Below are 12,627 nucleotides of genomic sequence, written 5' to 3' on the forward strand. Positions count from 1 at the left end.
TTTTTTTCTCGTTTCTTTTTATAAAAATTGTTATAATTAATCAGCGTGGTTCTAAGTAGTGACAGCATGGGAAGTTAATGTATTTTATAAGGAGTGATCGAATGAAAAAGGAATTAAACATGCCGCTAAAAGTGAGCATTTATATGGTTAAATGGTTAATGATTGCTTCTTTGATTGGATTAGTAATGGGTACGTTATCAGCATTTTTCTTAAAAAGTTTAGATATTGTGACGCAAATTAGAGTAGATAATTCTTGGCTATTATTTTTACTGCCAGTCAGTGGGGCAATTTTTGCGTTTCTTTATAAGAAATTTGGAGGGAATTCAATAAGAGGAAATAATCTTGTGATTGATCAAGCAAATGGGGAACAGGAAAATATTCCCTTACGCCTCATTCCATTGACGCTATTTGGTACAATCACAACCCATTTATTTGGTGGGTCAGTTGGTCGTGAAGGAACTGCTGTACAGATGGGGGGGACGGTAGCAGATACAATCGGGCGTCTCTTTAAACTAAATAAAATTGAACGGGAAATTGTCATTATCAGTGGCATCAGTGCTGGATTTAGTTCTGTTTTTGGGACACCTTTAGCCGGGACACTTTTTGGGCTAGAGGTTTTAGTGATTGGGCGTCTAAGATCAGATGGACTTTTTCCGAGTTTTTTTGCTGCTATTTTTGCAAATTTTGTAACTGAGTCGCTGGGTATAACGCATACACATTATGCTATGGGACCGATTCCAGAATGGTCATTATTGATATTTACCAAAATAATAGTTGCTGGTATTTGTTTTGGCTTAGTCGGTTGGCTTTTTAGTCGTTCGATAGTCTGGGTTAAAACAATCTATACGAAGTGGTTCGCAAATGTTGTTTTACGAAACTTCATCGGAGGAATTATTGTAGTGGTTGCTGTTTTTATTTTTAAGACACAGCGTTATCTTGGGTTAAGTTTACCATTATTGAAAGACGCCTTTTATGGAGAGAATCACTGGTTTGATTTTATTGGGAAACTATTTTTTACAGTGTTGTCATTAGGGGCAGGGTACCAAGGTGGAGAAGTGACACCTTTATTTGAAATTGGCGCAACACTAGGCAGTAGTTTAGCTTTAATTCTGCACTTGTCGATTCCATTTTTGGCTGGATTAGGTTTTATTGGTGTTTTTTCAGGTGCAACGAATACGCCGATTGCTTGTTTTATCATGGGAATCGAACTTTTTGGGAGTGAAGCCGCCTTATATTTCTTTATGATTTGTTTGATCAGCTACATGTGTTCAGGGAATGCTGGGATTTACTCAGCTCAAAGAGTAGAGGTAGAAAAAGGTGTTTTGTTCTTGCCTATATGGACAAATTGGCGAAATAAGAAAAGAAACGAATGAACTGTAGAAAAATATTCTTAGCCTATGATAAACTAGAAAATGAGGTGAAAGCATGAAAGATTATCAATACCCATTAGATTTAGACTGGACAACAAACGAAATGGTAATTGTGACCAACTTGTGGTCTGCGGTAGAACAAGCGAACGAAACCGGAATCGACACTAAAGTTTTTTTGAAAACGTACAAAGAATTTAAAACAGTAGTTAGAAGTATTGGAGAAGAAAAACGGTTAGGCAACGAATTTCAAAAAGCATCCGGATACTCGTTATATCGAACACTTCAACAAGCAAAAAAACAAGAGTCAGGCAGATTGAAACTAGGAGCTGATTAAAATGACAAACGAAAAAATGATCATTGAAATCAAAGAATGGTTAAAAGAGGCAGCAGACTATATTCGAGTTAACTTAACTAATGAACTCGACGTTTCACAAAAATCAGGCAGAACTGACTTAGTAACCAATATTGATGAAGAGACGCAATTATTTCTTATCAAAAAAATAAATCAGCATTATCCAAACGATCGAATATTAGCCGAAGAAAAAGGGTTTAATAGCCTCGATTCTTTAAATGGTCGTGTTTGGATCATTGATCCAATTGACGGTACGATGAATTTCGTGATGGAGCATGAAAATTTTTGTATTATGATCGCCGTTTATCAAGATGGTGTTGGACAATTAGGTTTTATTTATGATGTGATGAAAGATGAGTTATATTGGGGAGAAAAAGATCACGGCGTCTTCCAGAATGATAGAAGGTTAACACAACCAAAAGATGCAGCTTTGTCAGAAGGGTTAATTGGGATGAATGCATATATGTATCGTAAAAATATATACTCTGCTGGAGAAATCGGGCATGCAAGTATGGGAATCAGAGTTAGTGGTTGTGCAGGAGTAGAGTTGATTGCTATACTTAAAGGCAATCATATCGGGTATATCTCCAATTTGAGTCCATGGGATTATGCCGCAGGACTGGTGTTGATAAATGAATTTGGATTTAGTTACTCTAATATAGAAGGAAATCCCTTAGCATTTGATAAACGAGAGTATTTTATAGCAGCAACACCCAAAGCTTATACCGAAATGCAGGAAAAATTTATTCATAAATAAATAATAGGTTTTCATTATGTCGAAGAAAAGAGATACTATTTCCACAGAAAACATTGCTTTTTTTCAGTAAATATGGTATTTTTTCAAAAAAAGGCAATAAAATATGAAGTTTTCAGAACTTTTGAAAGCTTTAGACTATATTTCATGAAAAAAATTTGGTATAATAAACAGTCGGATTTAATGAACAAGTGACGTAAGGCAAAAGGATAAGGAGCAATTACATTGAAATACAGAGAAGATATTAGAAACGTGGCAATCATCGCCCACGTCGATCACGGTAAAACAACATTAGTAGATGAACTTTTAAAACAATCAGATACTTTAGATGGACACACGCAATTACAAGAACGTGCAATGGATTCGAATGCGATTGAAAGCGAACGTGGAATCACGATTTTAGCTAAAAATACAGCAGTTGATTACAAAGGCACTCGGATCAACATTTTAGATACACCTGGACACGCGGACTTCGGTGGTGAAGTAGAGCGTATCATGAAAATGGTTGACGGTGTAGTTTTAGTTGTTGATGCCTATGAAGGAACAATGCCCCAAACTCGTTTCGTATTGAAAAAAGCATTAGAACAAAAAGTTACACCAATCGTTGTTGTAAATAAAATAGATAAACCTTCAGCACGTCCTGAACATGTTGTTGATGAAGTCTTAGAATTATTTATCGAATTAGGGGCAGATGATGAGCAATTAGATTTCCCAGTTATTTATGCATCCGCATTAAATGGAACTTCAAGTGATTCTGACAACCCAGAAGATCAAGAACCAACAATGGCTCCAATCTTTGATCAAATCATCGAACATGTGCCAGCTCCAATTGATAATTCAGATGAACCATTACAATTCCAAGTATCATTATTAGACTATAATGATTATGTTGGACGTATCGGTATCGGCCGTGTGTTCCGTGGAACAATGAAAGTCGGCGATCAAGTTGCCTTAATGAAATTGGATGGTAGCGTGAAGAATTTCCGTGTTACTAAAATCTTTGGTTTCTTTGGCTTACAACGTGTTGAAATCAATGAAGCAAAAGCAGGCGATTTGATTGCTGTTTCTGGTATGGAAGATATTTTCGTTGGTGAAACTGTTGCTGATGTTGCAAATCAAGAAGCATTGCCAATTCTACACATTGACGAACCAACATTACAAATGACATTCTTAGTTAATAACTCTCCATTTGCTGGTCGTGAAGGTAAATATGTCACTTCACGTAAAATTGAAGAGCGATTAATGGCAGAATTACAAACAGACGTATCATTGCGCGTAGAGCCAATCGGTCCGGATTCATGGACGGTATCTGGTCGTGGTGAATTGCATTTATCAATTTTGATTGAAAATATGCGTCGTGAAGGATATGAATTACAAGTATCTCGTCCTGAAGTTATTGAACGTGAAATTGAAGGCGTAAAATGCGAACCGTTTGAACGTGTTCAAATTGATACTCCTGAAGAATACATGGGTAGTGTTATCGAATCATTAAGCCTCCGTAAAGGCGAGATGCAAGATATGATCCACACTGGTAATGGTCAAATTCGTTTGATTTTCTTAGCGCCAGCTCGCGGTTTGATTGGGTACACAACTGAGTTCTTATCAATGACTCGCGGGTATGGTATCATGCATCATACATTTGACCAATATCTACCAATGATTCAAGGAACAATTGGTGGACGTCATCAAGGTGCGTTGGTTTCAATTGATACTGGTAAAGCAACGACTTACAGTATTATGAGCATTGAAGAACGTGGAACAGTCTTTGTAGAACCTACAACTGACGTATACGAAGGAATGATCATCGGTGAAAATAACCGTGATAATGACTTGACTGTAAATATTACAAGAGCAAAACAAATGACTAACGTTCGTTCTGCTAATAAAGACCAAACATCTGTAATCAAAAAAGCAAAAATTCTTACATTAGAAGAATCTTTAGAATTCTTGAATGAAGATGAATATTGTGAAGTAACGCCAGAAAGCATTCGTTTGAGAAAACAAATTCTTAATAAAAATGAACGTGAAAAGGCAAGTAAAAAGAAAAAATAAGTTTTAATTATATAAAGAAAGGACAGAACTTAATCAGTTTTGTCCTTTTTTGTGGATAACTTTTAATGAATAACGTAAAAAAATGCGTATGCTATTGCAGAACCCTTGTTAACTAGCCGTTTTTAATTTTAAGGAAACTAGCACTATGTTTCACACAACACGAATTGTTTCACGAATTAAGGAAATCCTTCCTTGAATTGCCTAATAGTGCGTGCTAAAATAACAACCAGACACAAAGAACGGAGAGAATTTCATGATTGACATCAAAGGCTTACTAAAAGAAAAATTTGGATATGACGAGTTTCGTCAAGGACAAGAAGAAATCATCAATCATGTTTTACATAAAGAGAATGTTTTAGGTATTATGCCAACTGGTGGGGGGAAGTCTATTTGTTACCAATTGCCTGCACTCTTACTAGAAAATCTGACGTTGGTTATTTCACCGTTGATTTCATTAATGAAAGATCAAGTGGATGCGTTGAATATGATGGGAATCCCTGCAACATTCATTAACAGTACAATTACGCAACAAGAGATGAATAAGCGGGTTCAAATGGCAGTTAATCGTGAGGTCAAGCTTTTATATGTAGCTCCTGAACGACTGGAATCATTTGATTTTCAGCAATTATTATTACATGTGCCAATCGATTTATTGGCAGTAGATGAAGCGCATTGTATTTCTCAATGGGGACATGACTTTCGTCCAAGTTATTTACGCTTAGCAGCGATTATTGAAGAGTTTCAACAACAACCATCAGTAATTGCCCTTACGGCAACTGCTACACCTCAAGTAGCAGAAGATATTCTTGATCAACTACACATCCCGAAAGATAATCAGGTACAGACTGGTTTTGCGCGTGAGAATCTATCTTTTCAAGTTGTTAAAGATCAAAATCGAGATGTATTTCTTTTAGAGTACTTAAAGTTGAACCAAGGACAATCAGGTATTGTCTATGCAAGCACTCGAAAAGAAGTTGAACGGATTTACCACTTACTACACAGTAAAAAAGTAGCAGTAGGTATGTACCATGGCGGCATGAACGAAGGAGACCGAAACCACAATCAAGAAGAGTTTTTATTTGATAAAATTCAAGTGATGGTTGCTACAAATGCTTTTGGTATGGGCATCAACAAAAGCAATGTGCGCTTTGTGATTCATGCGCAAATTCCCGGAAACATCGAGTCATATTATCAAGAAGCTGGACGAGCTGGTAGAGATGGGCTCCCGAGTGATGCTATATTACTTTACGCACCTCAAGATCTTCAAATTCAGCAATATTTTATCGACCAATCAGAAATGACGATCGATTATAAGCAAAAGGAATACATGAAATTAAGAGAAATGTCTCAATATGCAAATGCACAAATGTGTTTGCAAAAGTTCATTTTACGTTATTTTGGGGAGAAAGGTTCTGATTGTGGTCGCTGCTCTAATTGTTTAGATGAACGTGAATTAGTCGATATCACAGTAGATGTTCAAAAAGTTCTTTCTTGTGTGAAACGAATGGGCGAAAAGTTTGGTAAGGGATTAGTAGGAAAAGTTCTGACGGGTTCTAAAGATCAAAAAATCGACCAGTGGCATTTTGATCGTTTGCCTACTTACGGTTTAATGAAGGATCGAACACAAAAAGAAGTGAATCAATTAATCGATTATTTAACAGCCGAAAGATATTTAAATCCATCTGATGGACAATATCCCCTGTTATCTGTTTCGTCTATAGGGATTCAAGTTTTACTAGGTAAACAGACAGTCTTTAGAAAAGAAGATCAACGTGTTCGCAAAGTTGTTGTGAATGATGGGCTTTTCGAAACACTAAGAGAATTACGTATGGATTTAGCACAAGAAGCAAGTGTGCCGCCATATCTAATTTTTTCCGACAGCACCTTGAAAGAAATGTGTGAAAAGTTACCTAAAAGTTCAATTCAATTATTGCAAGTCAAAGGTGTAGGACAAAATAAGTTAGAGAAGTACGGAGAAAAATTCTTAGCAGCAATAGAGTCATTTAAACTGACTGAAACAAAAGATGTTACGTCGTCGTGAAATTGGAGTAAAAAGTTAGAGCGAAGCTCTAACTTTTTTAGCCTCCATTTCTATTATTTAGGATAAACAGCAAAACGTTTATCCTTTAAAGGAATAATTTGGATCGTTTCAGCATAAAAATTAGCGAAATTTTCTTCATTGAATAGTTCAGATTGTGTTCCTTTAGCAAAGATTTCGCCATCTTTCAACAGCATCAGGTGATTGAAACATGGCAGAATTTCCTCAGTATGATGGGTAACATAAAGCAATGTAGGGCGATTTTCTTGTTCAGATATATGCTGTATTTGAGATAAAAGTTTTTCTCTAGCAAATAAATCTAAGCCATTACAAGGTTCATCTAGAATCAATAATTCTGGGTTTGCCATCAAAGCTCTAGAAATCAAAACCAATTGCCGTTCTCCTTGAGATAAAACAGCGTATTTTTTTCCGATAAGTGATTCACCGCCAGCATTTTTCAAAATCATTTTGGCTTGCTCTAGCTCTTTATTCGTATAGTCTTGGTAAATACCAATACTAGCGAATTTACCAGATAGAACAATTTTCTCTGCTGTCTCGCCATTTTTCATGCGATACTGCAAGGCAGTACTGACCCAGCCGATTCTTCGCTGTAGCTCGGGTATGGAGGCCTCGCCGAATACTTGGTCTAGAACCACCAGTTGCCCCTTAGTTGGCCATAAATACCCACAGATCAATTGCAAAAGCAAGGTCTTTCCCGCGCCATTTAATCCAATGATAGCCCAATTTTCGGATGTTTCAATAGACCAATTCACGTTATGTAACAACATCTGTTTATCCCGAATAAATGAGACGTTTTTAAATTCAAAAGCTTTCATACTAACTCCTCCTTTGCCTTATTTTACCACTAAGAATGAAGAATAGAATAGTAGTAGCTGAAAAAAATTGAAAGAAGAAAACACTGTCAAGAAAATTTCATTGACAAAGCTTTCAAAGCCTTGTATAATTGCTTTTGTTGCGTTATGAGGTGATGAATATGAAATGGTCTTTACTAGAACTAAACAAATACAAAGACGAACCCTGTGAATTTTCGGAGACACTTGATTTAAAAGCGTCTTTGATGAAAAGAGATAATCTTATTCTAGATGTTAGTCCCGTCAAAGCAACCGGGATACTAAATGTAGGAAAAGAAGAGTACTTGCTTCACTATAAAATCGATGTTATTGTAACAGTTCCATCTTCACGTTCTTTAGCACCTGTTCCTCTTACACTTTCGATTGATGTTGATGAGGTATTTATGACTCTGGAACAATATCAGCAAAGAGATGAACGTTTGGCGGATGAAGAAATCATCTTGTTGGAAAAACCAACAATTGATTTAGATGAATCAGTCGAAGATAACATTCTTTTGTCTATTCCAATTCAAGTGTTATCAGAAGAAGAACAAACAAGCCAAGATATGCCGAAGGGCAATGACTGGGAAGTTCTCTCAGAAGAAGAGTATGCACTAAAAAGACAAGAAGAAGCACAACAAACTATGGATCCTCGTCTTGCTAAATTATCCGAATTGTTCAGTGAAACATCTGATGAGGACGATAAGCAGTAAGATTGGAATATATCGTGCATTTTATGCACACATCTTTACAAGGAGGTGGAACACCAATGGCAGTACCAGCTAGAAGAACTTCAAAAGCTAAAAAGGGCAAACGCCGTACTCATTACAAATTAACGATTAAAGGCTTGAACGCATGTTCAAACTGTGGTGAAATGAGAAAAAGCCATCACGTATGTCCAGCATGTGGTCATTACGATGGAAAAGACGTAATCTCTAAAGAAGCATAAAAAACATTTTTTTGAAAATGTTAAAATCCCCTAGGCTAACCATGGAGCCTAGGGGATTTATTTTGCTTAAGAATAACGGATTTGATCGACAATTTTCTTTAAATGTCTAGATTCTAAAAAAATTAACAAGAATAAATCAAATTAATCGAACTATTTTGTTTTCATATCAAGCATTCTACGTTATAATGATGTAGATTATAAGAAAATTCTAATGAATTTTTTTCAAAGATAGTGGGAGGATACAAGATGACAAAACAACAATTTGGCGTAGTCGGAATGGCCGTAATGGGAAAAAATTTAGCCTTGAATATCGAAAGTAGAGGATACTCAGTAGCTCTATTTAATCGTACAGGTTCAAAAACAACGGATGTCGTTGAAGAACATCCTGATAAAAATTTCAAAGCGACTTATACAATTGAAGAGTTTGTAGACTCTATTGAAAAACCGCGTCGTATTATGTTAATGGTTCAAGCTGGTTTTGCAACAGATGCGACAATTCAAGAACTGTTACCTCATTTAAATAAAGGAGATATTTTGATTGACGGCGGGAATACATTCTTTAAAGATACGATTCGTCGAAACGAAGAACTAGCTAATTCAGGAATCAACTTTATCGGTACTGGTGTATCTGGCGGTGAAGAGGGCGCGTTAAAAGGACCTTCAATCATGCCCGGTGGTCAAAAAGAAGCGTATGAACTAGTTGCGCCAATTCTAGAAAAAATTTCAGCTAAAGCAGAAGACGGTGAACCATGTGTGACATATATTGGTCCAAATGGTGCAGGTCATTATGTTAAAATGGTGCATAACGGAATCGAATACGGAGACATGCAACTGATTGCTGAATCGTATGATTTAATGAAAAATATTCTTGGTGTATCTGTTGATGAGATGGCCGAGATTTTCAAAGAATGGAACCAAGGTGAACTAGATAGCTATCTTGTAGAAATCACGGCAGATATCTTAACTCGTAAAGATGACGAAGGAACAGGAAAACCAATCGTGGATGTGATCATGGATGCTGCTGGTAATAAAGGAACAGGTAAGTGGACTAGCCAAAGTGCTTTAGATTTAGGTGTTCCACTACCATTGATCACTGAATCTGTTTTTGCTCGCTTCATTTCTGCTTATAAGGATGAACGTGTGAAAGCAAGCAAAGTTCTAGCTAAGCCTGAAGCACCTGCTTACCAAGGGGACAAGAAAGAATTAATTGAAAAAATTCGTGAAGCTCTTTACTTTAGTAAAATCATGAGCTACGCACAAGGATTTGCTCAATTGCGCGTAGCTTCAGAAGATTATGATTGGGACTTACCATTTGGTGAGATTGCCAAGATCTGGCGTGCAGGATGTATCATTCGTGCTCAATTTTTACAAAAAATCACAGATGCGTATGATAAGAACCCAACAATCGAAAACCTACTATTAGATGAGTATTTTATTGATATCACGAAAAAATATCAACAATCAGTTCGTGATGTTGTGTCGATCGCTGTTCAAGCAGGCGTTCCAGTACCGACATTTGCTTCTGCAATTGCTTATTATGATTCTTATCGTTCTGAGCGTTTACCAGCAAATCTGATTCAAGCGCAAAGAGATTATTTCGGTGCACATACGTATCAACGTATTGATAAAGAAGGTACTTATCACTATAGTTGGTATAACGAACAATAATAGGATGGAAAACCATGGGATTCAAAGGCTTCTCATGGTTTTCTCTCTGCTACAAGAGGGAAATAGGTTGTTACTAGCTTTTTGGAGTAAAAGTGGGTATAATGGGTAGGCTTTAAGATAGCTTTTAAAGAGAAAGGACAAATAACCAATGAGTAATATTCTAATTATTGAAGATGAAAAGAACTTGGCACGTTTTGTAGAATTGGAGCTGAAACATGAAGGTTACACTACGGAGGTTCACTACAATGGACGTACTGGTTTAGAAGCGGCTTTAAATAATGATTGGGATGCTATCCTTTTAGATTTAATGTTGCCTGAATTGAATGGGCTTGAAGTTTGTCGCCGTGTACGCCAAGTCAAAAATACACCAATTATCATGATGACGGCAAGAGATTCTGTTATTGATCGAGTATCTGGTTTAGATCACGGGGCGGATGATTATATTGTAAAACCATTTGCTATAGAAGAGTTGCTAGCACGTTTACGTGCCTTGCTTCGCCGAATCGATATCGAAGGTGACAAAAATGTAGCAAAACAAACAACGATTACGTATCGTGATTTAACAATCGAAAAAGAAAATCGCGTTGTTCGCCGTAATTCGGAAATGATTGAATTAACGAAACGTGAATATGAATTATTATTAACTTTGATGGAGAATGTCAATGTCGTATTAGCCCGTGATGTCTTATTAAATAAAGTTTGGGGTTATGAAACAGAAGTTGAAACTAATGTGGTAGATGTTTATATCCGTTATCTACGTAATAAAATTGATGTTCCAGGCGAGGAGAGTTACATTCAAACTGTTCGTGGAACAGGTTATGTGATGCGCTCGTGAAAATAATAAAAAAAGCAACAAAAAAAGAACTGAAGGGGCCTTCTTTGACAATCAAGTGGGCTTCTGCAAGTTCTTTCTTCATATTTGTTGTATTTACTATATTTGCAGTGATCACTTATAAATCTTCTGTTAAGCTTATCGTTGAAAAGGAACGTGAAAATGTAGAAAGGACGATTTCTGAAGTAGGCAATCGTTTAGCCAATTCAGATGGGAATTTAACTATATCGGATGTTTACGAGAAACTAAAAACACCTACCGTAGATGAAAATGAGTTGGATAGCAAAAAAGTCTCTGTAGAAGGGTCATTGATGGAAATGGACACAATGCTTTCTGAATTAGGACAACCAGCATTGTTTTTGTCTGTTTACGATATAAATGGCACATTAGTATTTGAGACTCAAAAAGTTCAAAGTCAGTTGCAAAAAAAACAGAAACTAGAGCCTGAAATCAAAACATTAGATGATAGAACTGGTTTTTTGATTATTCAACCTGTTTATTCAAAAGAGAATAGAGAACAGATCGGGTTCATTCAGGCTTTTTATGAGTTGTCTTCTTTTTATGATATTAGAAACCGTTTATTATTGACGTTAGTCGTTTTAGAGATCATTTCATTCATATTAAGTAGTATACTTGGTTTTATTTTGTCTTCCTATTTCTTAAAACCCTTGAAAGTTTTACGAGATACAATGGACACGATTAGAAAAGATCCACAGTCGGATATTCATATGCCGGATATTCATTCTAATGATGAATTGGCAGACCTTGCGGAGATTTTTAATGAGATGTTAGACCGCATGAGACGATACATTGAACAACAAGAACAATTCGTTGAAGATGTTTCTCATGAGTTACGTACACCTGTTGCAATTATTGAAGGTCATTTGAATCTGTTGAATCGCTGGGGGAAAGAGGATCCAGAAATATTGGATGAATCTTTGGAAGCTAGTCTACAAGAGATTGTAAGGATGAAGAGTTTAGTACAAGAAATGTTAGATCTATCGCGTGCTGAGCAGGTAGACGTTCAATATTCAAATCATACATCAAATGCTAAACAAGTGGTGTACCAGGTCTTTAACAATTTTAAAATTTTATACCCAGATTTTGTTATTACTTTAGATGATGACTTATTACACGAAGTGACCTTAGGTATTTATCGGAATCACTTTGAACAGCTTCTAATCATCATTTTGGATAATGCTGTAAAGTATTCAACATCTCGAAAAGAAGTTCACATTTCAATCTCAAAAACATTAAATGAATTCGAAATTGCGATTCAAGATTTTGGTGAAGGAATTCCAGAAGAAGATTTAGAGAAAATTTTCAACCGTTTTTACCGAGTGGATAAAGCAAGAGCCCGCAATAAAGGTGGAAATGGATTAGGATTATCAATTGCTAAGCAACTTGTAGAAAATTACAAAGGAAGAATAGATGCAGAAAGTGTTGTTCACCAAGGAACGATATTTAGAATCTATATTCCAATCGTAAATAAAAGCGAAATAAAAGAGTAGGAGGCTAAACTCTTACTCTTTTATTTTTATTTTGACGAATAATAGATCATTTATAATAAAAAATGTTACAGGAAAAGCGAATACTCAAGTGAACTATAGGCTGTTTGTTCGCTAAGAAAAAAAAGAATGTAAAATAGACATTTTCTAGTTGCATTTTACAATAAGTATTGTTATATTTATTAATGTTCTGATGATAACTCATTGCTTGAGTTAAAGCGAAAAAATAATTTTTTTCTGCTTGACGAAAAGA

General features: G+C 36.0%; 11 protein-coding genes. 10 read left to right on the forward strand and 1 reads right to left on the reverse strand.

Features of this window, described 5'->3' with window-relative positions:
- Positions 1-101: 101 nt before the first annotated feature.
- From AC1PU0_RS06685 to recQ, 5 genes are all read left to right on the forward strand, one after another.
- Positions 102-1,373 (forward strand): voltage-gated chloride channel family protein, encoded by a 1,272-nt coding sequence (locus AC1PU0_RS06685; RefSeq protein ID WP_069654477.1) that lies wholly within the window; start codon positions 102-104, stop codon positions 1,371-1,373.
- Between the two features lie 52 nt (positions 1,374-1,425).
- A complete protein-coding gene (locus AC1PU0_RS06690) occupies positions 1,426-1,704 on the forward strand; it encodes a UPF0223 family protein (RefSeq protein WP_069654476.1) in 279 nt (92 codons plus the stop codon).
- Position 1,705: 1 nt separating this feature from the next.
- Complete coding sequence (locus tag AC1PU0_RS06695) at positions 1,706-2,479, forward strand: inositol monophosphatase family protein (RefSeq protein ID WP_206848843.1); 774 nt, start codon at positions 1,706-1,708, stop codon at positions 2,477-2,479.
- 222 nt (positions 2,480-2,701) lie between these two features.
- Entirely contained in the window at positions 2,702-4,528 is a 1,827-nt protein-coding gene (gene typA / locus AC1PU0_RS06700; RefSeq protein ID WP_069654474.1) for a translational GTPase TypA, read from the forward strand.
- Positions 4,529-4,781: 253 nt separating this feature from the next.
- Entirely contained in the window at positions 4,782-6,569 is a 1,788-nt protein-coding gene (gene recQ, locus AC1PU0_RS06705; RefSeq protein WP_206848845.1) for a DNA helicase RecQ, read from the forward strand.
- A gap of 53 nt (positions 6,570-6,622) precedes the next feature.
- Here the strand turns inward: recQ and AC1PU0_RS06710 are convergent, their stop codons facing one another.
- Positions 6,623-7,402 carry an ABC transporter ATP-binding protein gene (locus AC1PU0_RS06710; RefSeq protein ID WP_206848846.1) on the reverse strand — a complete coding sequence of 260 codons (780 nt, stop codon included), beginning with the start codon at positions 7,400-7,402 and terminating at the stop codon, positions 6,623-6,625.
- 158 nt (positions 7,403-7,560) lie between these two features.
- Here AC1PU0_RS06710 and AC1PU0_RS06715 point away from each other — a divergent pair, with 158 nt between their 5' ends.
- The 5 genes from AC1PU0_RS06715 (at position 7,561) to AC1PU0_RS06735 (ending at position 12,377) form a co-directional block, all read left to right on the forward strand.
- Complete coding sequence (locus tag AC1PU0_RS06715) at positions 7,561-8,130, forward strand: YceD family protein (protein ID WP_206848847.1); 570 nt, start codon at positions 7,561-7,563, stop codon at positions 8,128-8,130.
- A gap of 56 nt (positions 8,131-8,186) precedes the next feature.
- Positions 8,187-8,366 carry a 50S ribosomal protein L32 gene (rpmF, locus tag AC1PU0_RS06720; RefSeq protein WP_010763436.1) on the forward strand — a complete coding sequence of 60 codons (180 nt, stop codon included), beginning with the start codon at positions 8,187-8,189 and terminating at the stop codon, positions 8,364-8,366.
- 246 nt (positions 8,367-8,612) lie between these two features.
- Positions 8,613-10,034 carry an NADP-dependent phosphogluconate dehydrogenase gene (gene gndA / locus AC1PU0_RS06725; RefSeq protein WP_206848848.1) on the forward strand — a complete coding sequence of 474 codons (1,422 nt, stop codon included), beginning with the start codon at positions 8,613-8,615 and terminating at the stop codon, positions 10,032-10,034.
- 148 nt (positions 10,035-10,182) lie between these two features.
- A complete protein-coding gene (locus tag AC1PU0_RS06730) occupies positions 10,183-10,869 on the forward strand; it encodes a response regulator transcription factor (protein ID WP_010765234.1) in 687 nt (228 codons plus the stop codon).
- A gap of 5 nt (positions 10,870-10,874) precedes the next feature.
- Positions 10,875-12,377 carry an ATP-binding protein gene (locus tag AC1PU0_RS06735; protein WP_206848860.1) on the forward strand — a complete coding sequence of 501 codons (1,503 nt, stop codon included), beginning with the start codon at positions 10,875-10,877 and terminating at the stop codon, positions 12,375-12,377.
- Positions 12,378-12,627: the final 250 nt, after the last annotated feature.

The sequence above is a fragment of the Enterococcus sp. XAF26B05_ASV22 genome, assembly GCF_056727285.1.

Coding starts and splice junctions, on each gene's coding strand:
- AC1PU0_RS06685 (WP_069654477.1), top strand. CDS start 102: ATGAAAAAGGAATTAAACATGCCGCTAAAAGTGAGCATTTATATGGTT.
- AC1PU0_RS06690 (WP_069654476.1), top strand. CDS start 1,426: ATGAAAGATTATCAATACCCATTAGATTTAGACTGGACAACAAACGAA.
- AC1PU0_RS06695 (WP_206848843.1), top strand. CDS start 1,706: ATGACAAACGAAAAAATGATCATTGAAATCAAAGAATGGTTAAAAGAG.
- recQ (WP_206848845.1), top strand. CDS start 4,782: ATGATTGACATCAAAGGCTTACTAAAAGAAAAATTTGGATATGACGAG.
- AC1PU0_RS06710 (WP_206848846.1), bottom strand. CDS start 7,402: ATGAAAGCTTTTGAATTTAAAAACGTCTCATTTATTCGGGATAAACAG.
- AC1PU0_RS06715 (WP_206848847.1), top strand. CDS start 7,561: ATGAAATGGTCTTTACTAGAACTAAACAAATACAAAGACGAACCCTGT.
- rpmF (WP_010763436.1), top strand. CDS start 8,187: ATGGCAGTACCAGCTAGAAGAACTTCAAAAGCTAAAAAGGGCAAACGC.
- gndA (WP_206848848.1), top strand. CDS start 8,613: ATGACAAAACAACAATTTGGCGTAGTCGGAATGGCCGTAATGGGAAAA.
- AC1PU0_RS06730 (WP_010765234.1), top strand. CDS start 10,183: ATGAGTAATATTCTAATTATTGAAGATGAAAAGAACTTGGCACGTTTT.